This window comes from Bacillus sp. 11B20 (genome assembly GCF_056098985.1).
This window is the reverse complement of the sequence record NZ_JBLZWZ010000007.1, coordinates 935,259-951,455: the sequence shown is the minus strand read 5'-3', so window position 1 is coordinate 951,455 and position 16,197 is coordinate 935,259. Positions and strand designations below refer to the sequence as shown.

Here is a 16,197-nt window from a genome sequence, read left to right as displayed (position 1 = left end):
AGCCAGATGGCATTACCAAAGAGTGTGCTTATCAGGGAGGTCGGCCCGCGGGACGGACTGCAAAATGAATCAGTCTGGCTGGACACAAGCGAGAAGCGAACGTGGATAGATCTGCTCGCAGCAGCCCAGCTCCCTTATATTGAAGTCACATCATTTGTTCATCCTAAATGGGTTCCAGCCTTAAAAGATGCCAAAGAACTCACCCAATCCTTAAACAAAAAAGACGACACCACCTATGCAGCACTCATTCCCAATGAAAAAGGCTTAGCTCACTTTTTTGAAGCCAATCTTGACACAGGCGCTATGTTTATCTCTTCGAGTGAAACACATAACAAGAAAAATATGAATCAATCCATTCACGAAACACTTCCTGTCATCAAACAAATGACAGCTGATTTAAAAGCAGCAGGAAAACACACACGCGCGTATATTTCCACCGTGTTTGGCTGCCCGTATGAAAAACAAGTGCCAATGGATCAAGTCCTGCGGTTAACGGATATTTTGCTTTCTTATGGCATTGATGAAATATCGCTCGGTGACACCATCGGTGAAGCCCATCCGCTACAAGTAGAAAGGCGCTTAGACATTTTACTTGAACGTTTTCCTGCTGATAAAATCGCTTTTCATTTTCATGATACAAAGGGGATGGCTCTTGCCAATATTTATACGGCATTAAAAGCCGGAATCACGATATTTGACTCCTCCAGCGGGGGGCTTGGCGGATGTCCCTATGCACCTGGCTCCAGCGGAAACGTGGCGACAGAAGATGTGGTGCATATGCTTCAAAAACTAGGAATTGAGACAAATATTCACCTTCCTGCATTAATTCAAGCGGCAGAATGGATTGAAGCAAAAGTAGATCGAACCCTGCCTAGTCACTGTTTACGCGCTTTTCACTCTCAGACTACTTCATAAAGGATGAATAACATGACATCATTGGTCCATTTTTCAATACAAGATGAACAGATCGGCATCATGACCTTAAACAGGCCAGAACAAGCGAATTCCCTATCCTCTACAATGCTCGAGGAGGTCAATCAAATCATTAAAGAAATCAAACACGATGAAAGCATCCGCTGTCTGCTCATTACAGGAGCCGGTTCAAAAGTCTTTTGCGCTGGTGCAGATTTAAAAGAACGACGATTGATGACAGAAACAGAAGCAAAAGGCGCTGTTCGTTTAATTCAGCAAACCTTTATCGAGATTGAATCCATTCCTGTACCTGTCATTGCAGTGATGAACGGACACGCACTTGGCGGAGGACTTGAGCTCGCGCTCGCTTGTGATCTCCGCATCGCACGAGCCGGAGCCAGACTCGGCCTGCCAGAAACAGGACTAGCTATCATACCAGGAGCCGGAGGGACGCAGCGGCTTCCGCGTCTCATTGGACTCGGTAAAGCAAAAGAACTTATTTTCACCGGCGCATCATTACAAGCAGAAGAAGCCATTCAAATCGGGCTGATTGAGCATATTTCTGTAGCAGATTCCCTTATGAACGATGCCATCTCTCTTGCAAAACAAATCATCAAAAATGGTCCGCTTGCCTTAAAAGAAGCGAAACAAGCGATTCAATCAAGCCTTGATCACGATTTGCATACAGGTCTAAAGAAGGAATACGAAGCCTATCTACGGCTCATTGATACAGAAGATCGAACGGAAGGTCTTCAAGCCTTCCAAGAAAAACGCACGCCTCAATACAGAGGCAGGTAGCAAGAAAGGGGAATGGGTATGATTGAAGAATATGAAAAGAAAAAACAGCAGATTCTGAAAGGCGGGGCCGAGCGATACCATCAAAAAAACAAAGAAAAAGGAAAATTATTCGTCCGTGACCGCCTCCAGTTGTTATTAGATGAGGATTCTTTCATTGAGGATGCCATGTTTGCCGAGTGTCAAGATGAACATTTACCAGCAGATGGTGTTGTCACAGGGACGGGGCGGATGAATGGGCAGACGGTTTGCGTCATGGCAAATGATTCTACCGTCAAAGCAGGATCATGGGGCGTCAAAACGGTAGAAAAAATCATTAGAATCCAAGAAACAGTCGAAAAACTCAACTGTCCGATGCTGTATTTAGTCGACTCTGCGGGTGCTAGAATCACCGATCAAATCGCCATGTTTCCAGGCAGAAGAGGTGCAGGCCGCATTTTTTATAACCAGGTAAAGCTGTCTGGACGTATTCCGCAAATTTGTTTACTATTTGGTCCTTCTGCAGCCGGAGGTGCTTACATTCCTGCTTTTTGTGACATCGTCGTCATGGTCGAAGGGAATGCCTCAATGTATTTAGGCTCACCGCGAATGGCCGAAATGGTGATTGGAGAGAAAGTATCACTTGAAGAAATGGGCGGGGCGAAAATGCATTGCAGCATTTCTGGGTGCGGCGATATTTTAGCAAAAACAGAAGAAGAAGCCATTCAAATCGCTCGCACCTATTTAACTTACATGCCTGCCAATTATACAGAAAAACCAAAACGGGCAGCCGCAAAAGCACCTAAACCATCAGAGATTACCATTCAAGATCTCATCCCTAAAGGGCAGAATACCCCTTTTGATATGTATCAGCTTATTGATTTACTCATTGATGAAGGCTCATTTTTTGAAATCAAAAAGCTATTTGCCGCAGAGCTGATCACAGGATTTGGCCGTATGAATGGTCAGCCTGTCGGTCTTATTGCCAACCAGCCGAGGGTAAAAGGCGGCGTATTATTCCATGACTCGGCCGACAAAGCCGCCAAGTTTATTCAGCTATGTGACGCCTTTCATATTCCGCTCCTTTTTCTTGCGGATATACCGGGGTTTATGATCGGAACAAAAGTGGAACAAGCAGGCATTATTAGGCATGGGGCGAAAATGATCTCCGCCATGTCAGAGGCAACCGTTCCGAAAATATCCGTCATTGTTCGTAAAGCATATGGTGCAGGTTTATATGCAATGGCAGGACCAGCCTTTGAACCGGACTGCTGTCTCGCACTTCCATCAGCACAAATTGCTGTCATGGGGCCAGAAGCCGCTGTAAATGCTGTCTATGCGAATAAAATTGCCGAACTGCCTGTAGAAGAGAGGGCGGCATTTATACAAGAAAAACGCAAGGAATACCAGGAAGATATGAATATATATGAGCTTGCCTCAGAAATGATTGTCGATGGTGTCATCCCATTTGACCATTTGCGAGATGAGCTTTGTCATAGATTACAAGCCTATACCTCAAAAGAGATGACATTTACAAGACGAAAACACCCGGTTTATCCGGTCTAAAGGGGGCGGCCTCATGATGAACCAAAAACCAGCGTGGATCCCCGAAGAGCAGATGATGAAACAAACACGTCTTTACAAATGGATGCATTCACTTGGTTTTTCTACTTACGATGCGTTCTATCAAGCTAGTATCGAGCGTACCGATTGGTTTTGGAGAGAAGCTGAAAAGGTGGTCGGCATCGTGTGGAAGGAGCCGTATGAAACCGCATTAGGCCATGATTCATTCATGTGGCCCAATTGGTTTAAAGGCGGCCGGCTCAACGTGGTCGAAACGGCTGTTGACAAATGGGCAGAGAATGAAGAAACCCAGCATCAACCAGCCGTGATTTGGAGAAATGAAGCGGGAGAAGAAAGAAGATGGACGTTTCTCGAACTTCAGGAAAAGGTCAATCGTCTCGCTGCTGGTTTTTTGAAGAAGGGAATTCAAAAAGGGGATGTGGCGGTCATTTATATGCCGATGCTTCCGGAAACGGCTGCCGTCATGCTTGCCTTTGCAAAGATTGGTGTCATCTTTAGCCCAGTTTTTTCTGGCTATGGAATCGAGCCTCTTGCCGTACGTATTCGTGCATCGGGGGCAAGCATTGTCGTCACAGGCTCAACCGTGACGCGCCGGGGAAAAACGATCAACATGCGGGAATGTGCGGCAGAAGCAATCGACAAAACCAAGACCGTCAAAACAGTCATTGTACACGCTTCCTCTCCTACTGGATATAAAGAGGATATCAAGCTAAACGATTTGTTAAAAGAAGAACCAATGAGTGAAACGAGTTATCTTTCAAATCAAGATCCTCTTATGATCTTATACACGTCTGGAACAACCGGTACACCAAAAGGGGCTGTTCATACCCACGCAGGCTTTCCTGTAAAAGCGGCTTTTGATGCTGGTCTTTGTATGGATGTTGCAAAAGGAGACCGCTTGTTTTGGCTCACAGACATGGGATGGATGATGGGGCCATTTCTCGTCTTTGGCGGCTTGATCAATGGAGCTGCAATTGTTTTATATGACGGCGCCCCCGATTATCCAGATGAACAGCACCTTTGGTCATTCATCCACGAGCAAAAAGTCACCCATTTTGGACTTTCACCAACTTTTGTTCGATCTGCAATGCAGCAAAACCTTGCAGACATTGAGCTGCCGCATGTCAAAGCCATCATTTCTACAGGTGAACCTTGGAATGAAGCACCATGGCAATGGCTTTTTGACACAATTGGTCAAAAGCATATTCCGATCTTAAATTACTCAGGGGGAACAGAGGTTTCTGGCGGTATTGTAGGAAGTACGCTGCTTCGTCCAATCAAACCGATCCTTTTTAATGCGGCAATCTTAGGAATGGCGGCAGATGTTTTTAATGAGGCAGGACAGAGCGTGATGAATGAGGTAGGGGAGCTTGTTGTGAAAAAGCCATGGGTCGGTATGACATGTGGATTTTGGAAAGATCCAGAGCGATATGAAGACACATATTTCAAACGATTTGATGGGGTGTGGACACACGGTGATTGGGTGATGCAATCAGAGGATGGCGCCTTCCATATCACGGGCAGATCGGATGATGTCATTAATACAGCAGGAAAACGTGTCGGTCCAGCTGAAATTGAATCCATTCTTGTCGGGCATCCAGCCGTACATGAGGCTGCTGTGATTGGAGTCAAGGATGAGGTGAAGGGAGAAGCACTTGTTTGTTTCGTCGTAGCCAGATTACAGTCTTTCGAAGAAGCAGCACTCATTTCAGAGCTTAAAACTCATGTTGGTTCATATGCGGGGAAAGCGCTCACTCCAAAGGAAATTCATCTCATTTCAGCTTTACCGAAAACAAGAAACGGAAAAATCGTCCGTCGTTTATTAAAAGGCGCGTATGAGCAGCAGCCTTCACCAGATCTATCTTCTTTAGATAATCCGAATGTCTACAAATGCATTTTCGAATACTTGAAAAGGAAACAAAGTATATAAAAAAAGACAGGAGAGATCCCTGTCTTTTTTATTGCACATGAAAATTCGTGCCATCTGTTGTTGCTTTTACAATTCCTGCCCGAATCACAAAATCACCGAAATGTTCATCCTCTTCACGTTCTTTTGCATAGCGGGGGAGAAGAGAGCCAAGCTCGTTTAAAATGTCTTCTTCTCCAACATTTTCTCGGTACAGTTTACTTAATCTGCTGCCATCGAAAGCAGCGCCTAGATACATATTGTATTTGCCAGGTGATTTCCCGATAAAGCCAATTTCACCTAGTGCATGACGGGCGCATCCATTTGGACATCCAGTCATACGAATCGTGATTTCTTTATCACTTAAGCCGTTTTCTTCGACAATCTCTTCAATTTTGTCAATTAAGCGCGGGAGGTAGCGTTCTGCTTCTGCCATCGCTAAACCACATGTTGGAAGAGAAACACAAGCCATTGAACTGCGGCGCAGTGCCGAGTGCTGCTGGCCAGCTGATAAACCGAACTCCTGAATGAGCTGCTCGATTTGTTTCTTTTTATGCGTTGTGACATTTCCAATCATTAAATTTTGATTCGCTGTTAAGCGGAAGTCACCTGTATGAATCTTTGCGATTTCACGGATGCCTGTCATCAGCGGGTAGTCATCGTAATCCGTGATGCGGCCGCCTTCTACAAACATCGTATAATGCCATCTGCCATTGATGCCTTTTACCCAGCCATAGCGGTCACCGTTATGATCAAAGTGGTAATCTCTTGCGTCTAAAAGGGTAAACCCTAGGCGGCGTTCAAGCTCTTCTTTTACATTCTCAAGACCGAGACGGTCCACTGTATATTTAAAGCGGGCATTTTTTCTCACCGAACGGTTTCCGTAGTCACGTTGAATAGTGATCACTTGTTTGGCAATCTCTACAACTTGTTCCGGTGTACAAAAGCCAATCACTTTTGCAAGCTGAGGATAGGTCGCTGTATCACCATGCGTCATGCCCATTCCGCCGCCAATCGCGACATTAAAGCCGACTAATTGATCATTTTCAATAATCGCAATGAAGCCTAAATCCTGCGAAAAGACATCTATATCGTTAGCAGGAGGGACCGCCACACCAATCTTGAATTTTCTTGGCAGATAAAGCGGACCATACATCGGCTCAACCTCTGTATCAGGCGTAGCCGCTACTTTTTCCTCATCAAGCCAAATTTCATGATATGCTCTTGTTTGCGGAAGCAGGTCATCACTTAATTTTTTGGCGAGCTCGTATACGTCATGGTGTACTTCTGATTGATAGGGATTTGACGTACACATGACATTACGGTTCACATCGCCGCAAGCAGCGATTGTATCAAGCATAGTAGAGTGGATGTCTTGAATGGTCTTTTTCATGTTCCATTTTAAAATACCGTGAAGCTGAAAGGTTTCACGAGTTGTCAGCTTTAACGTACCGTTTCCATATTTATGAGCAAGCTCATCCATGACAAGCCACTGCTTGGATGTAGCAATTCCGCCAGGCAGGCGGACGCGCAGCATAAATTGATAGGCAGGCTCAAGCTTTTGTTTTTGCCGTTCATTTCTCAGGTCACGATCATCCTGTAAATAACTGCCATGATGCTTCATCAGGCGGTTATCATCATCAGGAATACCCGCTGAAATCGGATCAAGCATCACTTCTTTTAATGTACCCCGTAAATAATCACTTTTTTCTTTGATTTCCTCTACGTCGCTCGGAGGTCCATCCGGCGCTGTTAATGCTGTCTTCACCATGTAAGTAAAAGCTCCTTTCTCTCAAGCATTCAATCAATATACGTCACGCTGATAGCGTTTTTGCTGCTGCAAGTTGGCTAGATAGCTTTCTGCTTTCTCTTTGCTCATCGCACCTTCTTCTTGGATGATTGATAGAAGGGTATCATGAACATCATGCGCCATATGTTTTTCATCTCCGCAGACATATACATAGGCACCTTGTTCCAGCCATTCGAATAATTCTTTACTTTGTTTCTTCATTTGGTGCTGGACATATACTTTTTCCTCTGAATCTCTTGAAAAAGCCACATCCATTTTCGTTAACACACCATCTTTTAACCACTTTTGCCATTCGGTTTGATATAAGAAATCCGTCACAAAGTGCTGATCACCGAAGAACAACCATGACTTTCCATCTGCACCAACTTCCTCACGCTCCTGCATAAATGAACGGAAAGGGGCGATACCTGTGCCTGGTCCCACCATAATGATCGGTGCATCATGGTTTTCAGGAAGCTTAAAGTTTTGATTGTGCTGGATATAAACAGGTAGCTTATCACCTGGCTCTAAGCGCTCCGCACATAAGATTGAGCAGACACCTTGACGTTCTCTTCCGTGAGCATCATATCTCACAGCACCGATCGTCAAATGAACTTCTTCTTCATTTGCTTTAAGGCTGCTTGCAATGGAATAAAGGCGTGCAGGAATTTTTCTTAAAATCGCAGCGAAGTCTGCCGCTGTTCCTTCAAAAGGACCGAAATCACGAGCAGCATCTACTAAATCTCTTCCTGCTATATACGCTTTTAATTTTTCTTCGCTTCCTTCTTCTAAAAGGGCCTGCAAGGCTTCGCTTTTTGTAAAGGACGCCATCTTTTGAAGAAGAGGTTTTGTTAATACGGTAATCTCAAAATGAGAGGTGAGTGCTTCTTTTAAAGGAAGCGTGCCGCCGTTTTTATGAACGGTGACGGTTTCCTCTGCATTCCATCCGCATGTTGTGATCAGTTCATCAACAAGCGCAGGATCATTTGTTGGATAAATACCAAGGCTGTCACCTGGCTCATAAACAAGTCCTGATCCTTCAAGAGAAAGCTCCAAATGACGGGTTTCTTTGTTAGAGCCGCGGCCATTTAGGTTGAGATTTTCAAGCACTTCAGCATAAAAAGGATTTGTTCTTGAGTATTCAGATGCAGCGGTTTGAGTGTTTACTCCTGCTGATTCCTGCTGGGTTGCTGCGGCTCCGCCTTCACTAAGTGAAGATGCCACCCCTTGAAGCCATTCAGAAAACGGCTCATCATAATCAAGGTCACAGTCCACTCGATCGAAAAGACGCGTTCCGCCAAGCTCTTTTAAACGCTCATCAAATTCTTTACCTGTTTGACAGAAGAATTCGTAAGAGCTGTCACCAAGTGAAAGGACAGAAAAGCTTAAATGATCAAGCTTTGGTGCACGTCTGCCGTGAACATATTCATGGAAAGAAAGGGCATTATCAGGCGGATCTCCCTCACCATGTGTGCTGACAATGATCAGTAAATTGTTTATTTTTTTCAGACTATTTGGTTTAAAATCTGACATAGAAGAGAGCGTCACTTGAAAACCTTTCTCTTCAAGATGCTGCGCTGTCTTTTTTGCTAACCCTTCAGAATTGCCTGTTTGCGAGCCATAAAGCACGGTCACATCTTTGCTGACAGGCTGCGCTGGTGCTGCAGCAGAAGGAGAAGGGGTTTGGGCAGTATTTTCTAATCCGGTTAAAGCTGCCTGTGCTGATAAATAACCGGTAAGCCAAATTTTTTGCTGATCTGTTAAAGTCGGAAGCAGCTGATTAAGCAGTTCTGCCTGCTGCTGACTAAACGGACTGTTCAATACATGAAGTTGCAACGATATCCACCTCACAAGGAATATAAACATAGATTAATTCGATAGGAATTATATATATAGGTTCAATTTGAACTTTACCGAAAGTTTGCCATTAAGTAAAATATATAATATTGATTGTCATGATTAAGATTTCTAATACCTTTGCAAGGTGAAGGAACTTGAAGATGAATCGCTTATCTGTATAAAGCACCTTAAGAAAAATGGGGCCGTTTTGAATGAAGAAGCAATCGTAAGGAATTGAAAAGGGGTGTATGAAAATTGATGCAGCTAAAATTTAAAAACAGAAAATGTTTTCGGCTTGTCTTCTTGATTGTTCTCATTTTATTAGCAGCGTGCAATTCTCCAAAGGGCAATATAAAGGATTCATACAATAAGAATAAAACAACAGCATCTTTTTCAAAAAAAGGCGTACTGCTAAGTAAAGGGGAAACAAATTTACTTCTTATAAATAATAGAACGCCTCTAAAAAGCGATGATTCATTGAATACACAACTATTTATTGATAAGTATAAAGACGATCTCATCATAATCGACTTAACGAAAGTAGATTCTAAAAAGCTGTCACAGGGTCAAACGATTGAGGTTTGGTTCGATGAGTTACAAGAATCGGCTCCTCCTAAAGCAACGGTCAAAAAATATCACATCATGATGGATAAGTAGGGGAGCAGGGGCAGATTCTTTCTATCATGAAAAAGGAGAAAAACCCTAAGGTTTTTCTCCTTTTTCAAATTATGCTGTTGGAAGTCCCATCACAGCTTTCACTTCTAAATATTCCTCGATTCCGAAGTCTCCCCATTCTCTTCCGATACCAGATTGCTTAAAGCCGCCAAACGGGGCAAAGTAATCTGTTTCGGCATTGTTAATGGTAATTTGACCGGCACGAATATGTTCAGCTACATATTTTAATGTTTTTTCATCTTTTCCAACCACATATCCAGCAAGACCGTACACTGTATCATTGGCAATCTCAAGGGCATGATCCAGGTCTTGATATGTGATCACACTCATGACGGGTCCGAATATTTCCTCTTGCGCAATGGTCATATCATTTTTCACATTTGTGAAAATAGTATGCTTGGCAAAATATCCTTTGTCTAGTCCGTCCGGCTTCCCAGTTCCCCCAGCAAGCAGATTGGCACCTTCTTGAATTCCTTTTTCAATATAAGACTGCACGGTATCCCACTGCTTTTTGGAGACAAGCGGGCCAGTGGCGTGATCTTCTCGCGGATCACCAACTGTAAACTTCGGCAGGGCATTCAGCAGCGCTTTTTCAAATGCGTCTTTCATTGATTCAGGAATCAGCACACGTGTAGCTGCGGAACATACTTGACCTGTATTCATCGCAATATGATGAACGGCTGTTTCGGCTGCCTCATCCACATCTGCATCATCTAAGACGATAAGAGGGGATTTACCGCCGAGCTCAAGAGCCACTTTCTTAATATTGTCTGCAGCGTTCTCCATTATTTTAGAGCCGACAGCACCTGATCCAGTAAATGAAACAAAGTCAATATCAGGGTGTGAGCTAATGCCGTCACCAATGACGTCACCAGTTCCGTTAACTAGGTTGAAGACTCCTTTTGGTACGCCTGCTTCATCAATGATGTCTGCAAGAATCATTGCGGCAAAAGGTGTAATTTCCGCAGGCTTTAAGACAACTGGTGAACCTGCTGCAATGGCACCTGCGATTTTAAGTGATGTTTGATTCGTTGGGAAATTCCAAGGTGTAATCAATCCGCTGACACCAATCGCTTCTTTTATAATGGTATGCCCGCCGCGGTCCTCAGTAAATGTATAAGATTTAAGTGCTTCCGCTGCTTTAGAAAAATGTTCATGTCCCATTTTGTAATGAACCTCTTCTGATACTTTCAGCGGTGCACCGAGCTCTTGTGTCATGATCTCAATCAGTTCATCCTTACGTTTTTCGTAGCCGCGCACAATGTTTTCCAGCATCTTTACGCGTTCATTTCGAGATGTTTTTGAGAAAGAAGGGAAGGCGGCACGAGCAGCTTTGACTGCCTTATCTAAATCTTCTTTTGTACCTAAACTAATGGTGCCAATGACTTCCTCTGTAGCAGGATTGATAACCTCTGTCGTTTCGTTTCCTGTTGATGCGATCCATTCTCCGTTAATAAAATGTTTCTCTTGATTTCTCATTCTAACATGTCTCCTTTTTATATGTGATTCCATTCAATATTCTGTTTTCAGGTGATATAAAACTCTACCCACTGTGAAAAATCTAAAACGATGAAACTGTAAAAGAAAAGTTTCTGATATAATACGCAAAGTGGGACATATGTCCTTTTCAACATCAGGGCATCTATCATTTAATGGAACTAGACTGAAAAAAGAAGGAGCATTTGAACGAATGAAAGGTGTTATTTTCGCTTTATTAGGAGGCGCTTGTATTACACTGCAAGGCGTAGCAAACGCAAGAATCAGCCAGGATATCGGGACATGGCAGGCGGCAACCATCACGCAGCTGACCGGTTTTGTTATCGCACTTATCATTTTACTAATCGTACGTGACGGACACGTTCGAGAATATCGAAAGGTGCAGCCGCTTTATTTAGTAGGCGGCGCATTTGCAGCCATTATTATTTTTAATGAAGTCACTGCGATTCAAATGATCGGTGTCACACTGACCATCGCTGCTTTACTCATTGCACAGCTGGCATTTACCTTTGCAATCGATGCAAAAGGATGGTTTGGTGTACAGAAGAAGAAAATGAAATGGCCGCATTATGCAGGAATTCTATTGATGATCGCGGGTGTAATCATTTTAAAGCTATAAAGGAGGGCGTCAGATGGAAGAGATTCATGATGAATGTCTATTTTCTTCTTATCTCAAGGCACATCAATTAGAAAACGTCTTTCATCAGAAACTCATATCACATGTCAGCTTATGGCGCTATGAGCAAGGTGAGCTGATTTGTTCAAAGGGAGATCAGAGGGAGCACTTGTACTTGTTAGTAAAAGGGAAATTAAAGATTTTCACCACCACAAAGGAAGGGAAGACCTTTATTCTTTGTTTTAAACATCCTCTTGAAGCCATTGGAGATATTGAATACGTTCAGCAGACAGATATGGTCAATACAGTGGAGGCTGTCACAGAAGTACATATGCTAAGGATTTCTCATCAAGCACTCATGCGATATGCAAAGGATGACCCCCGCATATTAACCTTTTTATTAAAAGGGATTACAAACAAATTTTATACGAAATCAAACGATTTGAGCTTCCACCTTTTATATCCTGTAGAGGTCAGGCTCGCAAGCTACTTATTGTCTGTATTAACAGGTGATAACAGCGCGAGCGCACTTCGTCTTACTGATGCGGCGAGCTTAATTGGTACAAGCTATCGTCATATTAACCGGGTGATTCAGCAATTCTGTGAAAAAGGGCTGATAGAGAGGCAAAGGGGCGAGATTACGATTCTTGACCGGAAAGGGCTCTTAGAAATAGCAGAGCACAACATTTATGAATAGAAGAAATGAAGGGATTCAGACATGATCATAGGAATAGGATTAGCCATCGCGGCTGGCGCACTCGTCAGCTTACAAACCATTTTTAACAGTAAGGTCAATGAGCAGACAGGCTCTTGGTCAACAACCACTCTCGTTCTAGGTATGGGCTTTATTGCTTCACTTTTGATGGGTCTTTTGCTAGAAGGAACCGGCATGTTTCAATTAAGACATATGGAAGCGTGGTACTGGATTAGCGGAGCCATTGGAGTAGGGGTGGTCATCTGCCTCGTTCAAGCAATCAAACGTCTTGGTCCGACTTATGGAATCTCAATTGTCCTGATTTCACAGCTTGGCTGCGCGCTTTTGTTCGATTCGCTTGGCTGGCTTGGGTTAGAGAAAGTGGAATTTTCGCCCGCAAAACTATTAGGTGTCATTGTGATTATTGCAGGAATCTTGGTGTTTAAATTGACCAAATTGGAACCAGCAGAAGAAGAGCAATCAGAAGAAAAAGGGCTGCCACAAGAGTAGCTGCCCTTTAGATCAACCGCCGCCATAAAACGGTTATCGCGGATAAACCATTTAAAAGGAGCCTTTTCATCAAAGGCTTTTTTTTCTGCCCATAGCCGTCCGCTTTATAGGCTGCTTTGTCCTTCGCGACGAGAATACTATAGGCGATTTTACGTTCGATTGCCTGAGTAAGTGATAGCGCAAACGGGGCACTATCAATGACCAAAATCGACTCTGTATTTAAAAAACTAGACCTCGCATCTAAATTATATGTTCCAATAATACTTAAATAATCATCAATGACCATCGATTTCGCATGAATGGAATACGGACCTTCATATTCGTACAAATGAACGCCTGTTTTCATCAGTTCCTTTTTCGTGCTTAAGTAGCCTGCAAAAGCTAAAGGATTTGGCGTGGCTGTCAGAGAATTCGTGACAACTGTTGTTTGAATCTCGCTAGCTAATGGAGTGAGGCCTTCCTTCATGGGTCGTGTCGGGATAATATAAGGTGTCTGTATGAGCACAGATCGCTTTGCCCGGTGAGCAAGATCGTTTAATTTTTTCAGTACAAGAGGACGCTTATTGAAGCGCTCCACTGGATTTGTAAAGAATGCAATCTGTTTTACTGAGGTGGTATCTGCTGCCCAATTAAAGGACGACATCACAAAAGGTTCTTTCGTACGCACTGCCTCCTGATAGGACCTAAGCAGTTTCTTTCTTAGTTTTAAGCCATTTTTTGCTTTTTGCTTGGAGAACACGGCTTTTGTTTTTTTCGTAAAGTTATGATTCCATAAATAAACGAAATATTGCTCCATTTCATCTAATACTTTTCCTTTTTTGTCGTTATAAAGCAGCACATCGCGGTCAAATGCAAAGTCTTTCGGCGGCTGATCTGCAAAGTATTTATCACCGATATTTCTTCCGCCCATGACAGCTACTCGGCCATCTGCCAGCAGCAGCTTATCATGAAGGCGGTTATGCCACGTCCATGGCTTAAATAACCGAAAGGGCTCATAAAAACGAATGGCCATGTTCGGATGATTTGCCACGGCATACCGTAAATGCTTCAGCGGTCCACGCAAACTGTGGCAAATGCCGTCTAAAAGCAGCTGAACCTTTACCCCTCGATCAGCTGCTTCAATTAAAGCACCTAGTACCCATTCGGCTGTTTTTCCCTTTTGAATGGAATAATAACTAAGACGGATCATCCTCTTTGCCTCACGAATCATTTGAATTCTGGCCTGGCCAGACTCAAATCCATCGTCAAGAAGCATCACTTGATTTGTGCCCTGATCGTCTCCTGAGATGGAAGAGGCTTTATAGATACAATGTTCTTTGCATGTTTTTTGAATCGGTAAATAAAACAAAACAAATGCGGTCAAAAAGACATAAACGACATAGAGAAGGATCAGATAAAACAAAAGATGAAGCATACGGATCAGCTCCTTTCACATAGACACAACTTTTCCTTAGTTTATGTCAAAAATAAAATTTCACTCATTTTCGCCTTTCACCTAAATACATGACAAAAGAATCATCTTGTTTTTATTGGGTATTTAATTATAGTATGAAATGAGTAAGGGGGAATCGAATTGAACGAATCATTATTTAACATCCCAAGCGATGTATATCAAACGTTAAGTGAAACAGAACGTTATTTACTCAATTATATTCACCAGCATTTAGAGGATATCTCCACCTTATCCATTGTCACTTTAAGCGAAAGAGCCAATGTATCGACAGCCACAATTGTCAGACTGATGAAAAAAATTGGTTATAATGGCTATACATCCTTTAAATATCGATTGAAACAAGAAAAGAAAATGACAGATGCAAGCGACCAGCTCAAAAATATTGATGAAGACATCAAACTAGCGATTCGGAAAAATGAAGAAGAGGTTTTAAAGACGATCCAGCTGCAAAGTATTGGACAAATTGAAGATGCCGTTCAAAAAATACATAATGCAGACAAAATTTATATTTTCGGCAGAGGCTTCTCAGAGATGATCGCCAAAGAGATGACCATCAAGTTACAGCTCATCGGGAAAACATGTGAAGTACACGACGATCCGAATATCATTCGGCTGAAATCGCGAGACATTGAAAAAAGTGAGCTTGCCATCTTTGTTTCATTAAATGGCGAAACGTCTGAGCTCGTTGAAGCGTGTCAAAATCTCAGCATGAAGCAAGTGACAACTATTACAGTCACGACAAGAATAGATTCTACATTAAGCAAAATATCAGATATGACACTAGTCGGATATAAAGGGGAACAATCTTTCTTCCCAGATTATGAAGTCAGATCCCGCCTGTCTCTCCATGTCATTGCCCGCATTTTACTCGATGCCTATGTGATCCGAATGAAATAACCAATAAGAAAGCCTTCGAGACTTTGATCTGGAAGGCTTTTTCTCATGAAAACCTTTACACATTCTGAAAACATTTTCACTGAATCGTATGAGATACTTTCTTTAGAGAAAAGAAAGAAGGTGAAACCAATTGATTTATACCTGCACCTTAAATCCTGCTATTGACCTATATATTGCATTAAAAGAAATGCGGGCAAATGCAGTCAACCGTACGGAAGATGAAGATTATCAGCCGAATGGAAAAGGCGTGAACGTGTCGATTATGCTAAAGAAATATGGCTTCACCAGCACTGCATTAGGGTTTATCGCTGGGTTTTCAGGCTCTTATATTGAACAATCCTTAAAGGATCTCTCTATTCAGACCGATTTTATCTCGGTTGAGGGAATTACACGCATTAATGTTTTTATTAATACGACAGAAGAATACAAGCTCGTGAACCAGGGCCCTGCGATTGAAGAAAAAGCGCTTCACGCCTTTCGTGAGAAAATTGCAGCTATCCCGCAGGGGGGCATCCTCATCATGTCAGGCAGTTTGCCAAAGGGCGTTCCTGCCAGCATTTTTTCAGAAGTAGCAGCTATTTGCCATCAACAAAGCGTCAAGTTCATTTTAGACACAAGCTCTGCAGCGGTTCTTGAGACGCTTCAATACAAGCCGTACTTATTAAAACCGAATGAAGAAGAAATGGCTGCTTTTTTCGGCAAAACACATCCTCTGTCAGAAAAAGAACTCATTCAATCAGGAGAAAAGCTTATTGAGATGGGTGCAGAGCAAGTGCTTATTTCCCGCGGGGGAGAAGGGGCTTTGTTCATTACGAAAAACGCCGTCTTAAAAGGAAACGCACCGACAGGCATTGTAGTAAACACAGCTTGTTCAGGAGATGCGATGCTTGCAGCTTTTCTTAGTAAACAGCTTGAAGGACATTCACCTGAAGAATGCTTACGCTACAGCATTGCAACAGGAGCCTCTACCGCATTTTCGAAAGGCTTAAGTGATTTACATGACATTGATTCATTGATTGAGCAAGTACACATACAGAAAATATAAGGGGGA

14 protein-coding genes are annotated in these 16,197 nt (G+C 42.9%); 10 read left to right on the top strand and 4 right to left on the bottom strand.

Going from position 1 to position 16,197, the window contains the following annotated elements; genetic code table 11:
- Positions 1–6 precede the first annotated feature (6 nt).
- From ACN6NB_RS09065 to ACN6NB_RS09050, 4 genes are read left to right on the top strand one after another with little or no spacing between them, the layout of a single operon-like run.
- The gene (locus ACN6NB_RS09065) at positions 7–915 is read left to right on the top strand and encodes a hydroxymethylglutaryl-CoA lyase (RefSeq protein ID WP_474253322.1); all 909 of its coding nucleotides are present in this window, start codon (positions 7–9) and stop codon (positions 913–915) included.
- Between the two features lie 12 nt (positions 916–927).
- Entirely contained in the window at positions 928–1,710 is a 783-nt protein-coding gene (locus ACN6NB_RS09060) for an enoyl-CoA hydratase (RefSeq protein ID WP_106025083.1), read from the top strand.
- Between the two features lie 18 nt (positions 1,711–1,728).
- The gene (locus ACN6NB_RS09055; protein WP_106025084.1) at positions 1,729–3,252 is read left to right on the top strand and encodes an acyl-CoA carboxylase subunit beta; all 1,524 of its coding nucleotides are present in this window, start codon (positions 1,729–1,731) and stop codon (positions 3,250–3,252) included.
- Positions 3,253–3,265: 13 nt separating this feature from the next.
- The gene (locus tag ACN6NB_RS09050; RefSeq protein WP_144491286.1) at positions 3,266–5,200 is read left to right on the top strand and encodes an AMP-binding protein; all 1,935 of its coding nucleotides are present in this window, start codon (positions 3,266–3,268) and stop codon (positions 5,198–5,200) included.
- 28 nt (positions 5,201–5,228) lie between these two features.
- On the opposite strand, the gene cysI is transcribed toward ACN6NB_RS09050, so the two are convergent.
- Together cysI and ACN6NB_RS09040 are read right to left on the bottom strand one after the other, a co-directional pair.
- Positions 5,229–6,947, bottom strand: a complete 1,719-nt coding sequence (cysI, locus tag ACN6NB_RS09045; protein WP_059377376.1) for an assimilatory sulfite reductase (NADPH) hemoprotein subunit — start codon at positions 6,945–6,947, stop codon at positions 5,229–5,231.
- A gap of 33 nt (positions 6,948–6,980) precedes the next feature.
- Positions 6,981–8,801 carry an assimilatory sulfite reductase (NADPH) flavoprotein subunit gene (locus tag ACN6NB_RS09040; protein WP_144491285.1) on the bottom strand — a complete coding sequence of 607 codons (1,821 nt, stop codon included), beginning with the start codon at positions 8,799–8,801 and terminating at the stop codon, positions 6,981–6,983.
- Positions 8,802–9,062: 261 nt separating this feature from the next.
- On the opposite strand from ACN6NB_RS09040, the gene ACN6NB_RS09035 reads away from it, so the two are divergent.
- On the top strand, positions 9,063–9,461 hold the full coding sequence (locus ACN6NB_RS09035) for a YobA family protein (protein WP_260982312.1): 399 nt from the start codon (positions 9,063–9,065) through the stop codon (positions 9,459–9,461).
- Positions 9,462–9,530: 69 nt separating this feature from the next.
- Here ACN6NB_RS09035 and ACN6NB_RS09030 read toward each other — a convergent pair whose 3' ends face one another.
- A complete protein-coding gene (locus ACN6NB_RS09030; RefSeq protein ID WP_144491283.1) occupies positions 9,531–10,958 on the bottom strand; it encodes an aldehyde dehydrogenase family protein in 1,428 nt (475 codons plus the stop codon).
- A gap of 211 nt (positions 10,959–11,169) precedes the next feature.
- Between ACN6NB_RS09030 and ACN6NB_RS09025 the strand changes: the two genes are divergently transcribed.
- The 3 genes from ACN6NB_RS09025 to ACN6NB_RS09015 are packed head-to-tail and all read left to right on the top strand — an operon-like array spanning position 11,170 to position 12,796.
- Positions 11,170–11,595, top strand: coding sequence for a DMT family transporter (locus ACN6NB_RS09025; RefSeq protein WP_039183136.1), 426 nt, complete (start codon positions 11,170–11,172; stop codon positions 11,593–11,595).
- A 13-nt stretch (positions 11,596–11,608) separates the two neighbouring features.
- On the top strand, positions 11,609–12,289 hold the full coding sequence (locus tag ACN6NB_RS09020; RefSeq protein WP_126681939.1) for a Crp/Fnr family transcriptional regulator: 681 nt from the start codon (positions 11,609–11,611) through the stop codon (positions 12,287–12,289).
- A 21-nt stretch (positions 12,290–12,310) separates the two neighbouring features.
- The gene (locus ACN6NB_RS09015) at positions 12,311–12,796 is read left to right on the top strand and encodes a DMT family transporter (protein WP_144491282.1); all 486 of its coding nucleotides are present in this window, start codon (positions 12,311–12,313) and stop codon (positions 12,794–12,796) included.
- A 7-nt stretch (positions 12,797–12,803) separates the two neighbouring features.
- Here ACN6NB_RS09015 and ACN6NB_RS09010 read toward each other — a convergent pair whose 3' ends face one another.
- Entirely contained in the window at positions 12,804–14,210 is a 1,407-nt protein-coding gene (locus ACN6NB_RS09010) for a phospholipase D-like domain-containing protein (RefSeq protein WP_144491281.1), read from the bottom strand.
- 159 nt (positions 14,211–14,369) lie between these two features.
- On the opposite strand from ACN6NB_RS09010, the gene ACN6NB_RS09005 reads away from it, so the two are divergent.
- Positions 14,370–15,146, top strand: a complete 777-nt coding sequence (locus tag ACN6NB_RS09005; RefSeq protein ID WP_059377363.1) for a MurR/RpiR family transcriptional regulator — start codon at positions 14,370–14,372, stop codon at positions 15,144–15,146.
- Positions 15,147–15,276: 130 nt separating this feature from the next.
- Positions 15,277–16,191 carry a 1-phosphofructokinase gene (pfkB, locus tag ACN6NB_RS09000; RefSeq protein WP_151284336.1) on the top strand — a complete coding sequence of 305 codons (915 nt, stop codon included), beginning with the start codon at positions 15,277–15,279 and terminating at the stop codon, positions 16,189–16,191.
- The last annotated feature ends 6 nt before the right edge of the window (positions 16,192–16,197 follow it).

What these genes read in the sequence shown, in the direction of transcription:
- ACN6NB_RS09015 (WP_144491282.1), top strand. Translation starts at nt 12,311, where the DNA reads ATGATCATAGGAATAGGATTAGCCATCGCGGCTGGCGCACTCGTCAGC.
- ACN6NB_RS09010 (WP_144491281.1), bottom strand. Translation starts at nt 14,210, where the DNA reads ATGCTTCATCTTTTGTTTTATCTGATCCTTCTCTATGTCGTTTATGTC.
- ACN6NB_RS09025 (WP_039183136.1), top strand. Translation starts at nt 11,170, where the DNA reads ATGAAAGGTGTTATTTTCGCTTTATTAGGAGGCGCTTGTATTACACTG.
- ACN6NB_RS09030 (WP_144491283.1), bottom strand. Translation starts at nt 10,958, where the DNA reads ATGAGAAATCAAGAGAAACATTTTATTAACGGAGAATGGATCGCATCA.
- ACN6NB_RS09055 (WP_106025084.1), top strand. Translation starts at nt 1,729, where the DNA reads ATGATTGAAGAATATGAAAAGAAAAAACAGCAGATTCTGAAAGGCGGG.
- ACN6NB_RS09065 (WP_474253322.1), top strand. Translation starts at nt 7, where the DNA reads ATGGCATTACCAAAGAGTGTGCTTATCAGGGAGGTCGGCCCGCGGGAC.
- ACN6NB_RS09020 (WP_126681939.1), top strand. Translation starts at nt 11,609, where the DNA reads ATGGAAGAGATTCATGATGAATGTCTATTTTCTTCTTATCTCAAGGCA.
- ACN6NB_RS09035 (WP_260982312.1), top strand. Translation starts at nt 9,063, where the DNA reads ATGCAGCTAAAATTTAAAAACAGAAAATGTTTTCGGCTTGTCTTCTTG.
- ACN6NB_RS09050 (WP_144491286.1), top strand. Translation starts at nt 3,266, where the DNA reads ATGATGAACCAAAAACCAGCGTGGATCCCCGAAGAGCAGATGATGAAA.
- cysI (WP_059377376.1), bottom strand. Translation starts at nt 6,947, where the DNA reads ATGGTGAAGACAGCATTAACAGCGCCGGATGGACCTCCGAGCGACGTA.
- ACN6NB_RS09060 (WP_106025083.1), top strand. Translation starts at nt 928, where the DNA reads ATGACATCATTGGTCCATTTTTCAATACAAGATGAACAGATCGGCATC.